18 protein-coding genes and 1 pseudogene are annotated in these 17528 nt (G+C 72.8%); 10 read left to right on the top strand and 9 right to left on the bottom strand.

The annotated features are described in order from the left end of the window. On the top strand, positions 1-1346 hold a 1346-nt coding region (locus MKK58_RS00800; protein WP_243910314.1), incomplete at its 5' end, for a hybrid sensor histidine kinase/response regulator. A 16-nt stretch (positions 1347-1362) separates the two neighbouring features. Here MKK58_RS00800 and MKK58_RS00795 read toward each other — a convergent pair. Next, positions 1363-2355, bottom strand: coding sequence for a LacI family DNA-binding transcriptional regulator (locus MKK58_RS00795; RefSeq protein WP_243910313.1), 993 nt, complete (start codon positions 2353-2355; stop codon positions 1363-1365). 161 nt (positions 2356-2516) lie between these two features. Here MKK58_RS00795 and MKK58_RS00790 point away from each other — a divergent pair, with 161 nt between their 5' ends. Further along, positions 2517-3785, top strand: a complete 1269-nt coding sequence (locus tag MKK58_RS00790) for an MFS transporter (RefSeq protein WP_243910312.1) — start codon at positions 2517-2519, stop codon at positions 3783-3785. 45 nt (positions 3786-3830) lie between these two features. On the opposite strand, the gene MKK58_RS00785 is transcribed toward MKK58_RS00790, so the two are convergent. Continuing rightward, the gene (locus MKK58_RS00785; protein WP_243910311.1) at positions 3831-4475 is read right to left on the bottom strand and encodes a hypothetical protein; all 645 of its coding nucleotides are present in this window, start codon (positions 4473-4475) and stop codon (positions 3831-3833) included. A 28-nt stretch (positions 4476-4503) separates the two neighbouring features. Further along, positions 4504-5112 (bottom strand): hypothetical protein, encoded by a 609-nt coding sequence (locus tag MKK58_RS00780; protein WP_243910310.1) that lies wholly within the window; start codon positions 5110-5112, stop codon positions 4504-4506. Between the two features lie 116 nt (positions 5113-5228). On the opposite strand from MKK58_RS00780, the gene MKK58_RS00775 reads away from it, so the two are divergent. Beyond that, positions 5229-6212: a hypothetical protein gene (locus tag MKK58_RS00775; RefSeq protein WP_243910316.1), complete on the top strand. Its 984-nt coding sequence runs from the start codon at positions 5229-5231 to the stop codon at positions 6210-6212. Here MKK58_RS00775 and MKK58_RS00770 read toward each other — a convergent pair. Then, positions 6200-7423, bottom strand: coding sequence for a glycosyltransferase family 4 protein (locus MKK58_RS00770; protein WP_243910309.1), 1224 nt, complete (start codon positions 7421-7423; stop codon positions 6200-6202). The two genes, MKK58_RS00775 and MKK58_RS00770, sit on opposite strands and share 13 nt — an antisense overlap. Then, the gene (locus tag MKK58_RS00765) at positions 7423-8463 is read right to left on the bottom strand and encodes a glycosyltransferase family 4 protein (protein WP_243910308.1); all 1041 of its coding nucleotides are present in this window, start codon (positions 8461-8463) and stop codon (positions 7423-7425) included. Before MKK58_RS00765 ends, MKK58_RS00770 begins: the two co-directional genes overlap by 1 nt. Positions 8464-8523: 60 nt before the next feature. Here MKK58_RS00765 and MKK58_RS00760 point away from each other — a divergent pair, with 60 nt between their 5' ends. The 6 genes from MKK58_RS00760 to MKK58_RS00735 are packed head-to-tail and all read left to right on the top strand — an operon-like array spanning position 8524 to position 15366. Further along, a complete protein-coding gene (locus tag MKK58_RS00760; protein WP_243910307.1) occupies positions 8524-10578 on the top strand; it encodes an HAD family hydrolase in 2055 nt (684 codons plus the stop codon). Next, a complete protein-coding gene (locus MKK58_RS00755; protein ID WP_243910306.1) occupies positions 10568-11455 on the top strand; it encodes a glycosyltransferase family 2 protein in 888 nt (295 codons plus the stop codon). The genes MKK58_RS00760 and MKK58_RS00755 overlap by 11 nt, the downstream gene beginning before the upstream one ends. 21 nt (positions 11456-11476) lie before the next feature. Beyond that, a complete protein-coding gene (locus MKK58_RS00750; protein ID WP_243910305.1) occupies positions 11477-12613 on the top strand; it encodes a glycosyltransferase in 1137 nt (378 codons plus the stop codon). A 47-nt stretch (positions 12614-12660) separates the two neighbouring features. After that, positions 12661-13578 (top strand): galactosyltransferase-related protein, encoded by a 918-nt coding sequence (locus MKK58_RS00745; protein ID WP_243910304.1) that lies wholly within the window; start codon positions 12661-12663, stop codon positions 13576-13578. Then, positions 13575-14639 carry a glycosyltransferase gene (locus tag MKK58_RS00740; RefSeq protein ID WP_243910303.1) on the top strand — a complete coding sequence of 355 codons (1065 nt, stop codon included), beginning with the start codon at positions 13575-13577 and terminating at the stop codon, positions 14637-14639. Before MKK58_RS00745 ends, MKK58_RS00740 begins: the two co-directional genes overlap by 4 nt. Then, positions 14608-15366: a class I SAM-dependent methyltransferase gene (locus MKK58_RS00735; protein WP_243910302.1), complete on the top strand. Its 759-nt coding sequence runs from the start codon at positions 14608-14610 to the stop codon at positions 15364-15366. Before MKK58_RS00740 ends, MKK58_RS00735 begins: the two co-directional genes overlap by 32 nt. Before the next feature lie 37 nt (positions 15367-15403). Here the strand turns inward: MKK58_RS00735 and MKK58_RS00730 are convergent, their stop codons facing one another. The 4 genes from MKK58_RS00730 to MKK58_RS00715 all read right to left on the bottom strand — a co-directional run bounded on the left by MKK58_RS00730 (position 15404) and on the right by MKK58_RS00715 (position 16963). After that, the gene (locus MKK58_RS00730) at positions 15404-15928 is read right to left on the bottom strand and encodes an NAD(P)-dependent oxidoreductase (RefSeq protein ID WP_243910301.1); all 525 of its coding nucleotides are present in this window, start codon (positions 15926-15928) and stop codon (positions 15404-15406) included. Next, positions 15852-16022: a hypothetical protein gene (locus MKK58_RS00725; protein WP_243910315.1), complete on the bottom strand. Its 171-nt coding sequence runs from the start codon at positions 16020-16022 to the stop codon at positions 15852-15854. The genes MKK58_RS00730 and MKK58_RS00725 overlap by 77 nt, the downstream gene beginning before the upstream one ends. A 133-nt stretch (positions 16023-16155) precedes the next feature. After that, a complete protein-coding gene (locus tag MKK58_RS00720; RefSeq protein ID WP_243910300.1) occupies positions 16156-16455 on the bottom strand; it encodes a GCG_CRPN prefix-to-repeats domain-containing protein in 300 nt (99 codons plus the stop codon). Positions 16456-16621: 166 nt separating this feature from the next. Next, positions 16622-16963, bottom strand: coding sequence for a hypothetical protein (locus tag MKK58_RS00715; protein WP_243910299.1), 342 nt, complete (start codon positions 16961-16963; stop codon positions 16622-16624). Positions 16964-17112: 149 nt separating this feature from the next. Between MKK58_RS00715 and MKK58_RS00710 the strand changes: the two are divergent. Then, a pseudogene (locus MKK58_RS00710) lies at positions 17113-17505 on the top strand (helix-turn-helix domain-containing protein); the annotation flags it as partial. Between the last annotated feature and the right edge of the window lie 23 nt (positions 17506-17528).

The raw sequence follows: 17528 nt of genomic DNA, 5'->3' as shown, positions 1-17528 counted from the left end.
GCCTGATCAACGATGTCCTCGACCTCTCGAAGGTCGAGGCCGAGAAGATGGACGTGTACGCCGAGGACTTCGCCGTCGAAGGCTTCGCGCGCGACGCCGCCGCCACCGTCGAGGCCCTGGTCGCCAAGAAGGGCAACCGCCTCGTCCTCGACCTCGCGCCGGACCTCGGCGACGCGCGCACCGACGCGGTGAAGCTGCGCCAGTGCCTGTTCAACCTGCTCGGCAACGCCGCGAAGTTCACCGAGGGCGGGACGATTACCCTGCGGGTCCGGCGCCACACCGCCGCGAATGGCGACCGGCTGAGCTTCGCCGTCGCCGATACCGGCATCGGCATGTCGCCCGAGCAGGTGGCCGGGCTGTTCCAGCGCTTCGCGCAAGCGGACGAGACGACGACGCGCAAGTACGGGGGAACCGGCCTCGGCCTCGCCCTGACCAGGGCCTTCGCCGGCCTGATGGGCGGGGAAATCGTGGTGGAGAGCAACGCGGGGGCGGGCACGACCTTCACCCTGACCGTGCCGGCCGTCCTCCCCGCCGTCGAGGCGCCGGCGGAGGCCGAGCCCGCCGAGCGGTCGGAGCACGAGGCCGGGGGCAGCCGCGGCCTCGTGCTCGTCGTCGACGACGAGGCGAGCCAGCGGGACCTCATGGCGCGCTTCCTGATCCGGCAGGGCTTCTCCGTGCGGACGGCGGGCGACGGCCGGACCGGCCTCGACCTCGCCCGGACCCTGGCGCCCCGGGTGATCCTCCTCGACGTGATGATGCCGGAGGTCGACGGCTGGACGGTGCTGGCGACCCTCAAGGCCGATGCGGCCACCCGCGACATCCCGGTGGTGATGGTGAGCTTCGTGGCCGACGCGGCGCTGAGCGCGTCCCTCGGTGCGGCGGACGCCTTGCCGAAGCCGGTGGATTGGGGGCGGCTGAAGGCGGTGCTGACCCGCCTCGGACCCGAGGCCAGCGGCGTGCTGGTGGTGGACGACGACGCGGGCATGCGCGCGCGCCTGCGCCATGTCCTCGAGCGCGACGGCTGGGCGGTGCGCGAAGCCGGCGACGGCGCCGAGGCCCTGGCCCGGGTCCACGAGGCGCGCCCGTCCGTCATCCTGCTCGACCTGACCATGCCGGTCATGGACGGCTTCTCGTTCCTGCTGCGGCTGCGCGCCCTCGCCGGCGGCAGCGACATTCCGGTGGTGGTGCTCAGCGCCCGGGACATCTCCCCGGCCGAGCGGAGCGAGCTCGCGGGCGTCGATCGGGTCGTCCGCAAGGGAGACGCCAGCCTGCAGGAACTGGCCGCCGAGGTCGCCCGCCTCGGGCAGGCCACCGAGGCGGCCGCCGCTCCGGCGGAAAGTCCCTGACTGGGCGGGCGCCCCGTCAGCACCGGGTGCTGGCGCGGGTGACGAGGTGGGGGCGCACCAGCACCTCGGAGGGCTCCACCTCCTCCGCCTCCATCAGGGCGAAGGCCTGCGCGGCGATCCGGTCGAGGCCGACATCGACCGTGGTCAGGCGATAGGGCGGCCAGGCCGAGGCGGCGACGTTGTCGTAGCCGGCCACCAGCACGTCCTCCGGACAGCGCAGGCCGAAATCTTCCCGGAGGGCGTCGATGGCGCCCATCGCCGTGAGGTCGTTCAGGCAGAACAGGCCGTCCGGCCCGGTGCCGGACGCATACAGCGCCCGCACCGCAGCGGAACCGCCGCCATGGTGATGGTCGCCCTGCGCCCGCGCGCACTCCGCAATCCCGAGTTCCGCCAGGCCCTGCCGGAAGCCGGCCTCGCGACGTTCCTGGGCGAGCGTGCCCGACCGGCCCGCGATGTAGCCGAAGCGGCGGGCGCCCTGCGCATGCAGGTGCTTGGCGATCGCGACGCCGGCCCCGTGGTCGTCGGCCGCCACCGTCCGGACCCAGCGGCTGGTCACAGCGGAGTTCATCGTCACGATGGGCACCGCGAAGCGCGCCAGGGCTTCGGCCACGTCCGTCGCGTTCACCGAGAGCGAGGTCAGGACCGCGTCGACCTGATAGCCCGACAGGAGTTCCACGGCCGAGCCGAGCGCCCACTCGTCCGCGACGACCACCAGCATCACCTGCCGTCCCGTCCGCTGAAGCCCCTCCGCGAAGCTCTCCAGGGCCATGGCGTGGAAGGGGTTGGCGAGGCCGCCGACCGCCACGGCGACGATGCCGGAGCGCCCGGTCGTCAGTGAGCGCGACAGGAGGTTTGGCCGATAACCCAGCGCCTCGGCGGCCGCCAGGACCTTGGCGCGGGTGGCCGGCGAGGCGATGCCCCCCGGCGTGAACGTCCGCGAAACCGCCGATTGCGAGACCCCCGCCAGCCGGGCGACGGCGATGGAGGAGGGCGGGCGCTTCCTGGTCACCTGTCGCGTTCTCCGGCGGCCCTTGCGCGCAGTGCAGGGCATCCATGTGTGCTCGACTGCATCCCTATGCAACGTTTGTTGCAGTGCACAGTTGAGGGAACGCCGACCCTTGAGAAGCGGGCATTTCGGCTACGCTCCCCAACGCGCTCCCGGAGATCCGCATGAGCCTCGTCGATCTCCCCAGGGTCGATCTTCCCGAGACCGCTCCCCTCGATGCCGGGGCTGCTGCGGAGGCCACGTCGGGTGGGCCGGCGCCCGGGCAGAATCCGACCCTCGTCCTCGTCGCGCTGGCGACGGGGGGTTTCGCGATCGGCACCACCGAATTCGCCGCCATGAGCCTGTTGCCGTCCTTCGCGCCCGATCTCGGGATCGATGCCGCCACGGCCGGCCACGTGATCAGCGCCTACGCCCTCGGAGTCGTGGTGGGGGCGCCGATCATCGCGGTGCTGGCGGCCCGCATCGCGCGGCGCACGCTGCTCGTCGCCCTGATGGTGCTGTTCGCCCTCGGCAACGGCCTCTCGGCGCTGGCGCCGAGCTATCCCTGGATGCTGGTCTTCCGCTTCCTCGCCGGCCTGCCGCACGGGGCATATTTCGGGGTGGCGGCCCTGGTCGCCGCCGCTCTCGTACCGCGCGCGCGGCGCTCGCAGGCGGTCTCGCGGGTCATCGCGGGCCTTACCGTCGCGACCGTGGTGGGGGTGCCGCTCGCCAACGGCATCGGTCAGCTCGTCGGCTGGCGCTGGAGCTTCGGCCTCGTGGCCTTGCTCGCCACCGGAACGGCGATCCTGGTGCGGATCTACGCGCCGCTGGGTGAGCCGGCCCGGGGGGCGAGCGCCCTGAAGGAACTCGGTGCCCTGCGGCGCGGCCAGGTCTGGCTGACGCTGGCGACCGGCGCCATCGGCTTCGGCGGCCTGTTCTCGGTCTACACCTACCTGGCCTCGACGATGCTGGAGGTCACGCACGCTTCGCCGGGCGCGATCCCACCGGTGCTCGCCCTGTTCGGCCTCGGCCTCACCGTCGGCAACCTCGTCTGCGCCTGGGCGGCCGACCGCGCCCTGATGCCGGCGGCCGGCCTCACCCTGGTCTGGAGCGCGGGCGCGCTCGCGCTCTACCCCTACGCGACGGGAAGCCTCTGGACCCTCGGGCCCGTCGTCTTCCTCATCGGCTGCGGCGGCGGCCTCGCCACCATCTTGCAGACCCGCCTGATGGATGTCGCCGAGGACGCGCAGACCCTGGCCGCCGCCCTCAACCACTCGGCCTTCAACGTCGCCAATGCCCTCGGACCCTGGCTCGCCGGCCTTGCCCTCACGGCCGGCTTTGGCCTGCCCGCGACCGGCTGGGTCGGCGTCGCCCTGGCCCTCGGGGGGCTGGCAATCTGGGCGGTCTCGTTTCTCGCCGAGCGGCGTGGCGGCGTCGTTCCGGCCGCGCGTTGACCGGGGCGGCCGCGCGGACGCGGCGTATCGCCGGGCCCGATCCGGTCAGGGCGCTTCCCACGCCGACCGGACCGGACCCGTCGCGGTGTCGGGCTTCGCCGCGCCGATGAAGATCACCACCGGTCCATGCTCGGCGCGGCGCGGATCGTAGAAGTCGAGCAGGTTCGGGTGCAGGCGCTGGAGAAAGTCCGGCCGCAGACCCTCCCGGCGCATGAGGTGGTCGATGACGACCTGATCGCCGTGCACGGCGTTCGGTACCGGGCCGCAGGCGCCCGGTGTCATCCAGCGCTCGGGTTCGGCCGCGAAGGCGGCGTGGAGGAAATCCAGCTCGCCCCCGTCCCAGCGCAGCAGGGCGCTGGAGAGGCGGCCCTTGTGGAAGTAGTCCTCCATGGCGGCGAGGCCTGGCTCGGCCAGGGCATCGGCCGGTCCGGTGAGGACGGTGTCGAGGTCGCAGAGCAGCGTCGGCCCCCGCGTCAGGCCGGGGCGGAACGCCTCCATCTTCGCCCACCAGGTCGGCCAGTCGTGCCGGAGCGGCACACGCTCGACGCCCGCGACGGCGAGGGGCAGGTCGGTGAGGCAGAGGATCCGGTCGAAGGCCGGGGCATGGCGGCGCACGCCGCGGGCGAGGCGCTCGACCCAGACCGCGTCGTAGCGGCCGCCGCCCTTCAGGACGGTGATGAGTGTGGTCATGGAATGCGGGTGATCCTGATCGGGCCGGTCACGTGGGGCAGGGGTGCAGGCGGATGTGCCCGGCCGCCTCGGCTTGCCGGAACCAGGCGCGCTCGGCCGCCCAGGGATGGCCGGGCCAGCCGTCGAAACCGAAGCCGTGGGCCTCGATACTCCCATGTCCCGCCGGCCGCGCGAGGAGCAGCGCCAGGGTCACGAGGAAGCCGGTGCTGGGGTTCGGCCGCCCGGTGGCACCGGCGCGCGCGAGGCGCGTCCACGCCGCCCGGTGCAGATCCCCGGGCAGGACGTGGACGGGCCTGCCGAGGGGGGCCAGCAGGGCGAGGGCCTCACGCGTCCAGCAGATCTGCTCGGGCCGGTTGTGCTCCGCCGGCAGCATCGGGAACGGCAGGATGAAGGCCTCGGCGCGCTGGACCACCGGGCGCGCCAGGAAATGCGGGTCGCCGAGCCATTCGTGCATCTGCCCGCCGCGATTGACCAGGGCGAGGTGGGTGACCCGGGAGCCGGTGCGCTTGCCGAAGCCCGGCGCGTTGTTGAAGCGCACGACGCACGCCGCCGCGTCGATCGCCGCGGCGGCGTCGAGCCCCGGCGCGTTGCCGACGATGGCGAGCGTGCCGCGTCCGGACGGAGGCAGGTCGAGCATGGGGGAGTCGACCTGGGCGTCCACGTGCGTCAGAGGTTCGGGGTGAGTTGTGGAGGTATGGCGCCGGCCCCGCGCGGCAAGATCCCTGCGGCGAAGGACGGCCCTGGGGACCGATGATGCGCCGATGCTTCCTCTGCGCGGCCGACATGCTGGGGCCGAGCGAGCGGTCCCTCGCTTATCCGGGCGGGCGGGTGCGGGCCTTTCCGATCGCCTGCGGCTCCTGCGGCCTCCTGCTGGAGGCGGGGGCCGATCCGGCCTGCTGCCGCGCGCACCTCGCCGCGCACCTGTCCGGGCCGACCGTCCTGCCCGACCCGGACGCGCCCTACGGCCTCGACCTCTACACCCTGCGCAGCGCCGCGACCGCGTTCGGCCTCGGCCTGCGCCCGCACGACGCCGAGGGCCGCGCGGCCCTGCGCCGGCCCCACGACCGACACGCCGCGCGAGCGGACCTGTACGCCCTCGACGGGACGGCGGGGCCGCCCGTCTCCCTCGGCCTGCTCTGCCGCCCCGACGGATTGGAGGCGGCTCTGGCGATGCTGGCAGTCCATGCGGCCTGGACCGACGACGTCGTGATCCTCCTCGACGCACCCGTGCATCGTCCGGAAACGGTGCCGGCCGCCGGGTTTCCGCGCGGCGCGGTGCGGGTGGGCGCACGACCCCTGGGGCAGGACTTCGCCGCCCAGCGCAATGCCCTCCAGGACCTCGCGGGCCATCCCTGGATGCTGCAACTCGACGCCGACGAGATCCTGTCCGTCGAGGCCGGCCGGCTTTTGCCGGCGCTGGCCGCCCTGGCCGAGGCGGGCGACGTCGTCTCGGTCGGGCTGGCACGCCGGAATTGCGTCGACGGCCTCCTCTCGGACGTCTACCCGGACGTCCAGTACCGGTTGAACCGCCGATGCGTGCGCTATGCCGGCCGCGTGCACGAGCGGCCGGTGCTCGACGGTGGCTGGCCACGCAGCCTCATCGCCCTCCACGGGGCGATCGAGCACCATCTCGACCGCGCCCACGTGCTGGCGCGCTCGGCGCGCTACGAGCGCCTCGCACCCGGGCACGGGCGCCTTGAGGAGGCGGTCGCGCTGCTGCGTTCCTACCGGGACTGAGGTGCTTCAGTGGCGGGGGCATGGCCCCTTGCGCGGGATCGGGCCGCCGCGATGGCCCGGGCGTAGAGGTCGAGCGTCTCGCCCGCCAGCGCCGCCCGGGTGAAGCGGCCGGACGCCGCCAGCGCCCGGCTCCGATAGGCTTGGCGCAGGGCCGGATCGACGAGGAGCGGGCGCAGGGCGTCCGCCAGCGCTGGGCCGGTGGCCTCCCGCGCCAGGGGGCCTGCACCCGGCGCACCCACGAAGGCGCGGGCGCTCGCATCCTGCGCGCAGGCCACCACCGGCCGGCCGTAGGCGAGGGCCTCCTGGTAGACGAGGCCGAAGCTCTCGTAGCGGGAGGGGGCGAGCACCGCGTGCGCGTTCGCATAGGCCTGCGCCAGCGCATCGGCGGGGACCCGGCCGAGCGCATGGATGCGCGCGCGCGCCGCTTCCGACAGGCCGGCGGGCAGGTCCGCCGGGGGGACGCCGATCAGGTCCAGCCGAAAGGGTGGAACCGCGCCGCGTTCCGCGTCGTCCGCCAGGATCGCGACCGCCCCGAGGAGCGCGTCGAAGCCCTTGCGCGCCTCCGCACGGCCGACGAACAGCAGGCGCACCGGCCCCGCCGCGTCCGGGTAGGGGGCATCGCGCGCCGCCAGGATCTCCGGCGGCAGACTCAAGCCGATCACGGCCTCGGGCTGCCGGCCGGAGAGGCCGTAGGTTCGGGCGATCACCGCCCCGTGCTCGGCGGTGTTGGCGATGAGCCCAGCGCTGCCCCGCGCCTGGGCGCGTTCAAGGGCATCGGCGGCCCAGCCGTCGAGGCGGTCGCGAAGCGTCTCAGGCGCGTCCCGCGTGAAGATTGCGGGGGTCGAGCTCCGCGTCACCAGCGGCAGGTCCCGGCGCCCCGCGAGCAGTACGGCGGGCGCGTACCAGTTCGTCGCTTCGGCGACGTCGAACGGCCGGCAGGCATGGGCCGCGAGCACGGCGTGCCGGAAGGCGAGGGGGGCGGCGAGATGCCCGGCCGCGCCCCAGCGGCGCAGGCGCGCCAGCCCGCCGCCCGGCCGCAGGGCGAACCCCGCCACCGTCACGCCGCCGGCGCTGTCCCGGCCCGCGCGGTCGAGGGTGAAGACGGTGACGTCGGCCCCTGCCCCTGCGAGGCTTTCGGCGATCTCGCGGGCCGCGGTCGAGAGGCCGCTGGGGGCCGGCGGGTAGTCCCAGGCGAGGTAGGCGACCCGCATCAGGCGGCGAGCAGGCGGTGGTAGAGGGCGAGGTAGTCGGCCGCCATGCGCTCGGCCGTGAAGCGCGCCTCGAAACGCGCGCGGATGCGGGCGCGGTCGAGGTGTTCGATTCGCCCGAGCGCCGCCACCGCCTCGGCCTCGGAGGAAACGATGAAGCCGGTGACCCCGTCCTCGACGATCTCCGGCACCGAACCCCGGTTCCAGGCCACCACGGGCGTGCCGCAGGCCATCGCCTCGATCATCACGAGGCCGAAGGGCTCCGGCCAGTCGATGGGAAACAGGAGCGCCCGCGCGCTCGCCAGAAGGTCGGCCTTGCGGGCATCGTCCACGGGGCCGAGATAGGTCGCGTCCTCCGCCAGGAGGGGGCGCACCCGGTGCTCGAAATAGTCGGGGTTGCCCACATCGATGGTGCCGCCCAGCCGGATCGGCAGGCCGGCGGCGCGCGCGACGCGGATCGCGGTGTCGGGCCGCTTCTGGTCGGTCATCCGGCCCACGAAGGCCACATGCGCGCCGGGCTGGGTGCTGAGCGCATAGCGATCCCGCGCAAGGCCGTGATGCACGATGCCCGCTCGGTTGGAAGCCGGAATGCCGGCCGCCTGCGCCGCCGAGATCGCCGCCACCGGCAGGTCGGGAAAGCCCGCGAAGAACAGCGCCCGGTCGAGTTCGTCCACCCGCCAGTGCACGGTCGTCAGGCTGTGGCGCCTGCGCGCGCCGAGAAGCGCTGCGTGCGCGAACTCGCCGTGGCAATGCACGATGTCGAACTGGTCCAGCCGCTGCCGCAGCGCCTCCAGTTGCAGGGCGTCCAGGGCCGCCGGGACGCCGGGTGCGACCCGTCCGTGGCGCCGCTCCAGGGCCGCGAGGCTGGGATGGTCGCCGATGCGCGGCAAGTCTGTCGCACTGTCCGAGGGCGCGAAGAGCGTTACCTCCACATCTAGGTTAACCAGTGCCGTGCTGAGGTCATGTATGACCCTCTCCGTGCCACCGTGGTGCTCTGGGGGAACGGGGAATATGTTGGGTGCGACTTGGGCGACGCGGATCACGGTAAGCACCTCATCTTCAACAATTCTTTTTCAGAATACGCCTGAAACGCCGGCGGCCTGATGTTCGTCTTGCATGTCGCCCTGCAAGGCTGCCTTCGCGGCGGCGGGGTCGTGTTCGGGCTTACCGCCGATACGGGCGGCCATATCCGCTACCTGCTCGATCTCGTGGCCGCCTCGTCCCAGGATGCCGGGATCGACCGGATCGTGATCGCGACGCGCCTGTTCCACGGCACGCCCGGCCCCGACTACGCCGTGCCCGAAGAGCCGATCTCCGACAAGGTCACCCTCGTGCGGCTCGCGAGCGCGTCTTCGGACTACCGCTCGAAGGAGGACATGCACGCGGAGGTGGGCAGCTTCGCCGAAAACCTCCTGGCCTGGATCGCGGCGCAGCCGCGCGCGCCCGACCTCATCCACGCCCACTACGCCGACGCCGCCTGCGTGGCGGGACTCGTCGAGGACGCGCTCGGCATCCCGTTCGTCTTCACGGCGCACTCGCTCGGACAGGTGAAGAGAGCGATGCTGGGCCCGGGCGCCGAGGGCAGCCTCGACCTCGCGCGCCGGATCGCCGCAGAGGAGGGCGCGATGACCCGCGCCAGCCTCGTCATCGCCTCTTCCCGCGACGAGGCGGAGGTGCAGTACGCCGGTTACGCGGCCTACGAGCCGGGGCGCATCCGTATCCTGCCGCCGGGCAGCGATCTCGCCCGCTTCGCTTCCGCCGAGTCCCTCCCGCACGTCGAGGCCAGCATCGACCGGTTCCTGCACGATCCGGGCAAGCCCGCGCTCCTGGCCCTTGCCCGGCCGGTGGCGCGCAAGAATCTCGGCGCCCTCGTGCGGGCCTATGGCGAGAGCCCGGCCCTGCAGGCGCGGGCCAACCTCGTGCTGATGGCCGGAACGCGCCAGGACATCGACGCCCTCGACGGCGACATGGCCGACACGATGCGCGAGATCCTGGTGCTGATCGACCGCTACGACCTCTACGGACGGGTCGCCTACCCCAAGACCCACGGCCCGGAGGACGTGCCGGCGCTCTACGCCTATGCCCGCGAGCGGGGCGGCCTCTTCGTCAATCCCGCCCTCAACGAGCCCTTCGGGCTGACCCTCCTGGAGGCCTCGGCCGCCGGCCTTCCCCTCGTGGCGACCGACAGCGGCGGCCCCAACGACATCGTGGAGACCTGCGGCAACGGGCTCCTCGTCGATCCGCGCGACCCCGGCGCGATCGCGGCGGCGTGCCTGCGCATCCTGGACGATCCCGACCTCTACGCCGGTTGCGTGGCGGGAGGCGCCCGGGCGGCCGGCGCCTACGATTGGGACCGGCACGCGGCGCGCTATCACGACCTGCTGCGGGCACTCCTCGCCCCCGAGCCCCCCCTGTCGGCGCCGCGCCAGCTCCTCGTCTGCGACATCGACAACACGCTGGTGGGCTGCGAGGCGGCGCTCGGCATCTTCCGACGCTGGCGCAGCCGGCAGGCGGCCCTGGCCTTCGGGGTCGCCACCGGCCGCTCCTTCCACAGCGCCATGGCGATCCTGGAGCAGCAGGCCAGCCCGCGCCCCCAGGTCATGATCACCTCGGTGGGGTCGGAGATCTACCACCTCGATCCCAACGGCGTGACCTACACGGCCGATGCCGCCTGGCGCGCCACCGTCTCGGCCGGCTGGGACCGGGCGGGCGTGCTGGCGCGCCTCGCCGGCCTCGGCGGGCTCGTGCCCCAGGGGCCCCTGGAACAGCGCGGGCACAAGCTCAGCTATTTCGGGGATGCCGCGACCGCCGAGCGGGTCCGCACCCGCCTCGCCCGATCGGGCCGGCGCGCCAACGTGATCCACAGCCACGGCCGCTACCTCGACATCCTGCCGGAAGCGGCCTCGAAGGGCACGGCGGTGGGCCATGTCCGGGCCCTGTACGGTCTGCCGGAGCGAGCCGTGTTCGTGGCCGGCGATTCCGGAAACGACGTCGAGATGCTGCGGACCCAGGCGCAGGCGATCATCGTGGCCAACTACTCGGACGATCTCGCCAGCAACGGCGCCCTGCAGCACTCCTACGTGGCGCGCGCCTCGCACGCCCGCGGCATCATCGAGGGCGTCGGCCATTTCCGCCGGATGCTGGCCGATGCCGGCTGACGAAGCCGATGGTCCCTCCGCGAGCGTGCTCACCCTGGTGCGCGGCCGGGCCGACCGCCTGCGCAACCTCATGGCCGGGCTGGCGCGCCAGTCCGTGCGCCCGGGCGAACTGGTGATCGCCTGGATGCAGCCGGACCGCGCGCCCGATCTTCCGGACCCGGGCTGTCCCGTGCGCCACCGCCACGTCGCCGGCGAGGCGATGCCGCTCGCCGCCGCCCGCAACCGCGCGGCCGATGCCGCCACGGGCGACCTGCTCATCTTCCTCGACGTGGACTGCATCCCGTCCCCCGGCCTCGTGCAAGCGTATCGGGGTGCGGCGGCGCGGACCGAGGGCCTGTTCCTCGGCGAGGTCCTGTACCTGCCGCCGGGGCTGGATCCGGCCGCCGCCACCGACGACGCGGCGCTCGCCAGCCTCGGCCGGGCGCACCCGGCACGCCCCGAGGTCCCGGCGGAGGGCCTGCGCCGGGAGGCCGATCCCGGCCAGCTCTGGGGCCTGTCCTTCGCGCTCCCGGCCCGCGCCTGGCGGTCTGTCGGCGGCATGGACGAGACTTACGTCGGCTATGGCGGCGAGGAGACGGACCTCGCCGCGCGCCTCGCTGCGTCCGGGCTGCCGACCTACTGGGTCGGGGGTGCGCGCGCCTACCACCAGCACCATCCGGTCCACGTGCCGCCGCTGCAGCACTTCGACGCAATCCTGGCCAACGCGACCCGCTTCCGGGGCACGCACGGGCGCTGGTGCATGACCTACTGGCTCGGCCAGTTCCGGGCCGCCGGGCTGATCGCGTGGGACGACGACGCGCCTGCGATCCGGGTCCTGCGCCGGCCGGGCGCGCCCGAGATCGCCGCCGCCCTGCGGCCCGACGCCCTGTTCTCCTGACGGATCGTGAACCCGACAGCCATGAAGAAGCCCATCGCGTTCTTCGTCCACCACCAGGGACGGGGCCACGCCAACCGCACGATGGCGGTGGCGGCCGAATTCGCCCGGGACCGGCCCGTCTCGGTGCTCACCGCCGGGCCGCAGCTCTTTGACGGGTTCTCCCGCGACATCGAGATCGTGCCGCTGCCGAACATGATCGGCGCGTCCGTGCCGACGCCGCGCCTCTACGCGGAGCCGACGCCGCAGGTGATGCACTGCGTGCCGCTGGGCCTCACCGCGATGCGCCGGACCATGCGGGCGATCCTCGACCACCTCGACGCGCGCGACGTCGGCCTGTTCGTCGTCGACGTCTCGGCGGAGATCGCGCTGCTCGCGCGCATCGCCAGCGTGCCGGCGGTGCAGATCCGCATGCACGGCGACCGGACCGACATCGGCCATGTCGGGGCCTACGAGGCCTGCGTCGGCATGCTGGCTCCCTTCGACGAACGCTTGGAGCAGGACGACTACCCGGCGGCGCTTCGGGCCAAGACCTTCTACAGCGGCGGCCTCTGCACCAGCGTCGACGCGATCCCGGGCCGGACCGAGGCGCGGGCGAAGCTCGGCCTCGACCCCGAGCGGGAGATCGTCGTCGCCGTCACCGGCGGCGGGGGCAGCGGCACGCCCTACGCGCCCCTGACGGTGGCGGCGCGCGCCGCGCCCGACACCCTGTGGCTGACCCTCGGGCCGACCCATCGCGAGGGCCACGAGACCGACTTCGCCAACCTGCGCGAGCTCGGCTGGGTGTCCTCGGTGACCGACTACCTCGCCGCCGCCGACATCGTTGTGGCGTCCGCCGGCGACAACACGGTTCACGAGGTCGCCCGCGTCGGCGGCCGCCTGATCGTGATGCCCGAATGGCGCTACTTCGGCGAGCAGACCCGCAAGGCCGAGGCCCTGGTCCGCCTCGGGGCCGCCGTCCAGGCCCCGGTCTGGCCGGGCGACCTCCAGGGCTGGCGCGACCTCCTCGCGCGGGCACGCGGCCTCGATCCCGCCCCCCTGCGCAGCCTCTACGCGCCGGACGCCGCCGCCCGCGCCGCCGGCTGGCTCGAGAGCCTGACCGACGAGCTCTGGCACGGCGCGACGGAGCCCGCTGCCCTTACGGTCGTCGCCGCCGGCTGACCGCCCGCATCCCTCAGCGCTCGAACCCCCCGGAGCCAGACCGCCCCATGTCCACCGTTTCCGTCGTGACCCTGGCCAAGGGACGGCCGGCACACCTGCGCAATGTGCTCCTGGGCCTGGAGCGCCAGAGCCAAGCGCCCGCTGAGTTCATCGTCGCGGTGATGCAGGACGCGCCCTACGACCTGCCCGAGGTCGGCTTGCCCGTCCGCCAGATCCTGGTGCCGGGGAGCGAACTGCCGCTGGCGGCGGCGCGCAACCGGGGTGTCGCGGCCGCCACGGGGGACGTCGTGGTCTTCCTCGACGTCGACTGCATTCCCGCCCCCGACCTCGTCGCCGATTACGCGCGCGGGCTCGCCGAACTCGACGGCCTGCTGATGGGCGAGGTGCTCCACCTGCCCGAACGCGCCACGGCCGGCGCCTGGACCTGCGAGTCTTTCGCCGCGGTCGCCGAGCGCCATTCCGATCGCCGGGGTCCCCCCGCCGCCGGCCTCGAGATCTGCCACGATTACCGCTGCTTCTGGTCCCTCAACTTCGCGATCCGGCGCGCCACTTTCCTGGCCACCGGCGGCTTCGACGAGCGCTATACCGGCTACGGCGGCGAGGACACGGATTTCGGCAAGATCCTCGATCAGGCAGGGATTCCCATCGCCTGGATGAAGGGCGGGCTCGCCTATCACCAGTACCACCCCCACCACATGCCCCCGGTGCACCACCTCGACAGCGTGGTGCGCAACGCCGAGCTGTTCGAGGCCAAGTGGGGCTACCGCACGATGGGCCACTGGCTCTACGCCTTCAAGGCAATGGGGTTGATCGACGACACGCCCGACCGGCCGATCCGCATCCTGCGCCGCCCCGAGGCGGATGACTTCGCGCTGACCGGGCAGCAGAGCCACCAGCCCTACAGCAATTCGGCCTCCGTCATCCGCTTCCTCGAAGCGCAAGGCTCCGCGGCGGCGAGCGCGTGAGGATCGCGCTCCTCGCTCATCTACGCCACCCGGTGGCGCCACCCTTCGCGGGCGGCATGGAGGCCCATGCCTGGGCGTTGGCCGAAGGGTTGATGGCGCGCGGACACGAGGTCGTGCTGTTCGCCGCCGGGGACAGCGACCCGCGCTTTGTCATCGACCCGGTGATCCCGGTGCACCACGAGCGCAGCTTCCCCGGCCTGGAGCACCGGGGCGACGCCGGCCTCGTCGCCCACCTGGATGCGGGCTACGCGGCCGCCTGCGACCGGATCGCGGCCGGCGGCTTCGACGTGCTGCACAACAACAGCCTGAGCCGCCTGCCCCTGGAGCGCCGGCGCCTCGCGGCGGTGCCGACCGTCACCTCGCTCCATGTGCCGCCCTACGACGCCCTGCGCTGGTTCGTGCGGGACAGCCTCGTCCCCGGTCACCGGATCACCGTCACGTCGGAGGCGCAGCGCAGGTTGTGGTGGCCCGAAGGGGCTCCGCCGCAGATGTCCGTGCTCCACAACGGCGTCGATCCGGATTCCTGGCCCTATCGCGAGCGCGGCGACGGGGGCGCCGTCTGGTCCGGGCGCATCGCCCCCATCAAGGGCACGCATCTCGCCATCGCGGCGGCCCGGCATGCCGGCCTTTCCCTGACCCTGTTCGGTCCGATCGAGGACCCGGAGTACTGGGCGGCGCGGATCGCCCCGCAACTCGGCGGTCCCATCCGCTACGGTGGGCATCTCTCCGGTAAGGCGCTGGCGGACGCGGTCGGTCGCGCCTCGGTCTTCCTCTTCACGCCCTGCTGGGACGAGCCCTTCGGCCTCGTGGCGATCGAGGCCATGGCCTGCGGCGTGCCGGTCGCGGGCATCGACCGGGGCGCCGCCGCGGAGGTGATCGGCGAGGCCGGCTGCCTCGCGCCCCCGGACGACGTGCCCGCCCTCGCGGACGCCCTCGGTGAGGCCCTGGCCATCCCCCGCGCGGTTCCGCACGCCCGGGTTCTGCGCCTGTTCACCCGCGATCGCTGGCTTGCGCGCTGCGAAGAACTCTATGCGCAGGCCGCACGCGCTGCCGAACGCTGACAATTCCTTCGCCCGCGCCCGCTCCCCGGGGCGGGCCCCGCCATCGCGAGCCGACAGCACGACCCGCCGCGCCCTCCTCGACGCTCTCTGGCACGGTCGCGACCCCTTCGCGGCTCCCCCCGAGGACCTGCGCCCCCGCGACCTCCAGGGCTGGCGCAGCGTCCACCCCTATCGCGACGAGGCCGTCACCGAGTTCCGGCCTAATGTGGTCGTGGAGATCGGCGCCTGGAAGGGTGCCAGCACGCTGCACCTGGCGCGGACCATGGCGGCGCACGACGTCGACGGGACCGTCATCGCGGTCGATACCCGGCTCGGCGCCGTCGACCACTGGGCGGATGCGAGCCTGTTCGCCGAACTCGCCACCGAGCACGGCTATCCGAGCCTGTACCGCACCTTCCTGGCCAACGTGCTGCACGAGGGGCTGGCGGACCGCGTGGTGCCGCTTCCGCTGGATTCGGTGAACGCGGCCGAACTGATGCGCCTGCGCGGGGTGAGCGCTGACGTGATTCACCTCGATGCCGGCCACGAGGAGGCCTCGGTGGCGGCGGACCTGCGGGCTTGGTGGCCGGTCCTGCGCCCCGGCGGCCTGTTCGTCGCTGACGATTACGACCGCCTGGGCGGCCGTTTCCCCGGCGTCACCCGGGCGGTCGACGCCTTCTGCGCGGAGGCCGGCGTGGCGGGCCCCTGGTCGCACCGGGGCAAGTGCAAGTTCCTCAAGCCGGCCTGATGCGGCGGTCAGGCGATCGAAGCCGGAACCGGCGCGATCAGCCGACGAGCACGACGGCCCGCTTGGCGTAGAATGCGCGGCCGATCTCGGCGACCACGAAGTGAGCCACGTCCGCGCGCGCGATCAGGCCGTTGCGCCAGGACGCGGGCGTGGCCAGAACCTCGTAGCGACCCGTCGCCGGGCCGGAGGTCAGGACACCGGGTCGGACCAGGGTCCAGTCCAGGTGACTGTGCCGGATACGCATCTCCTGGGCGTCCTTGTCGTCGTAGGCGCGGCCGAAGACGAGGCGGAAGGGGATGCGCTGGAGCGGCCCGATGGCATCCCGGCTGTCGCCGGCGCCGAAGCCCGTGATGGCGATGAGGCGCGCGACGCCCGCCTTTTCCATCGCGGGTACGAGGAGGTTGGTGGCCTCCGAGAACAGGGTCACCGGCCCGATCAGGCGCCGCACGGGAACGCCGAGGGCCTGGACGACGGCATCGACCCCCTCAAGCGCCGACGCGACGTCGATGGGATTCAGCGCATCGGCCGTGAACCGTTCGAGGTTCGGGTCCGAGAGGGTCAATACGCGCGGCCGAACGCGCGAAGGCCCGCACGCGATGCCCGGCCGCGAGCGCCGCCTTCACGGTCTCCAGGCCGATGCCCTGACTGGCGCCCATGACGAGGATGTGGGCCATGCTGAATCCCTGACGTCACGGGTTCGGGCGCCGTACTCGGCCCGCGTGAGGCGGAGGAGCGAGCGGCGAGGGCGGGCGCCCGGAGCGGGCCGGGCGCCCTGGGGATAACGCCGGCCTACCAGCGGTGGTGCCAGCCCACGTGGCGGTAGCCACCGTGCCAGCCCCAGGGGCGGTGGTATCCGACGTGACGGTAGCCGCCCCAGCGGTGCCAGCGCGGACCGTACCAGCCGACCCGGCGGTAGCCGTAGACGATGGGGCGCACAACGACGGGGCGATAGACGACGTTCGGGCGGCAATAGCCGTAATAGCCGCGGTGGCCGCCGGGGCCGCATCCGTCGCGGGCTTCGGCCCCGCCGGCCGTGGCCGCGAGCGTCCCCAGTGCAAGAACAGCTGCGCCAGTAAGTTTCAGTCGCATTTGCATCTCCTCTGTTGCGATGGGCTAGGCACAGCAAGCTTCGAAAGATGGTTGCAGCTTTAAAAGCCAGGATGTGTTACGAAATGTAACAAGCACTTCGATCACATATTTATGAGATCATGCCGATGTGATCGCGTACGGGTGCGCTTCTCTTCGCGGCGCCGTGTCAGCCGGAGCGTTTCGCCGTCCAGCGTCCCGCGCAGGCGATGGGGCCAGTCAGGGTCCAGCGTCCTGTCCCGGCGGATGCCTGCAACTGGCCCTCAACGGCGATGTTCGCCAGGCCGCGCCGGATGGAACCGACGATACGGCCATTCTTCGCCACCCGACCGGAGACATCGGCCTCGCTGCCGCCCGCCTCGTCGACGGCGCCGTCGCGAATCACGATCGGATAGCGGTAGGGCCCAGTGCAACGACCGTCGTCGACGGTCGCTGCGACGGACCAGTCGCCGTCGAACACGGTCTCGGCATGGGCCGGACCGAGGGTGCCGCTCCCGACGGCGAGGGCCAAGACAATGCATTTCGAAACGGGTGGCGAAACGGGTGGCATGACCGCCTTTCTGGGATTGATGTCGAGCGTTCCGGCCCGAGGCGTGCCCAGCTAGTGCACTGACGCGGTCAGAGGATTCACAAGGCGGGCGATGCATGCGAGTCTCAGCCATGGCTCAGACCGTCTGCGTGCTCCTCGACGCAGCCACCCAGTCAGCGCTTTCCGCGTTCGCCGGCGAGCGCTCCGGCCCCCTGAAGCACTTCCTTCGGGCGCGTACCATCCTGCTCTCCGCCGCGCGCTTGACCGTGCAGGAGGGGGCTGGGCAGGCCGGCGTCAGTCGGGCCGCTGTCTGGCGCTGGCAGCAACGCTTTGCCGAGGAGGGTGTCGAGGGCCTGCTGCACGACAACACCCGCCCGCCCGGCACCCCACCGCCTTCCACGCCAACGGTGGCGCAGGTGCTGGCGCTGACCTGCTCGAAGCCACCCGACGAGGTCACCCACTGGACCGGACGCTCCGCCCCCGCGCGGATCGTGATCTCCCTGCGCTCCGTGCAACGGCGCTGGCAGGAGCAGCCATAGCAACCAGC

Source organism: Methylobacterium sp. J-078, assembly GCF_022829285.1.
Taxonomy (GTDB): Bacteria; Pseudomonadota; Alphaproteobacteria; order Rhizobiales; family Beijerinckiaceae; genus Methylobacterium.
The sequence above is the reverse complement of the archived record's forward strand: the minus strand, read 5'-3'. Positions and strand labels throughout refer to the sequence as shown.

Bases quoted from the DNA above. Each gene is read 5' to 3' on its own strand.
- MKK58_RS00750 (WP_243910305.1), top strand. From the start codon at position 11,477: ATGAAGAAGCCCATCGCGTTCTTCGTCCACCACCAGGGACGGGGCCAC.
- MKK58_RS00720 (WP_243910300.1), bottom strand. From the start codon at position 16,455: ATGCGACTGAAACTTACTGGCGCAGCTGTTCTTGCACTGGGGACGCTC.
- MKK58_RS00770 (WP_243910309.1), bottom strand. From the start codon at position 7,423: ATGCGGGTCGCCTACCTCGCCTGGGACTACCCGCCGGCCCCCAGCGGC.
- MKK58_RS00780 (WP_243910310.1), bottom strand. From the start codon at position 5,112: ATGCTCGACCTGCCTCCGTCCGGACGCGGCACGCTCGCCATCGTCGGC.
- MKK58_RS00735 (WP_243910302.1), top strand. From the start codon at position 14,608: ATGCGCAGGCCGCACGCGCTGCCGAACGCTGACAATTCCTTCGCCCGC.
- MKK58_RS00775 (WP_243910316.1), top strand. From the start codon at position 5,229: ATGCGCCGATGCTTCCTCTGCGCGGCCGACATGCTGGGGCCGAGCGAG.
- MKK58_RS00725 (WP_243910315.1), bottom strand. From the start codon at position 16,022: ATGGGCGCCAGTCAGGGCATCGGCCTGGAGACCGTGAAGGCGGCGCTC.
- MKK58_RS00790 (WP_243910312.1), top strand. From the start codon at position 2,517: ATGAGCCTCGTCGATCTCCCCAGGGTCGATCTTCCCGAGACCGCTCCC.
- MKK58_RS00755 (WP_243910306.1), top strand. From the start codon at position 10,568: ATGCCGGCTGACGAAGCCGATGGTCCCTCCGCGAGCGTGCTCACCCTG.
- MKK58_RS00760 (WP_243910307.1), top strand. From the start codon at position 8,524: ATGTTCGTCTTGCATGTCGCCCTGCAAGGCTGCCTTCGCGGCGGCGGG.
- MKK58_RS00745 (WP_243910304.1), top strand. From the start codon at position 12,661: ATGTCCACCGTTTCCGTCGTGACCCTGGCCAAGGGACGGCCGGCACAC.
- MKK58_RS00785 (WP_243910311.1), bottom strand. From the start codon at position 4,475: ATGACCACACTCATCACCGTCCTGAAGGGCGGCGGCCGCTACGACGCG.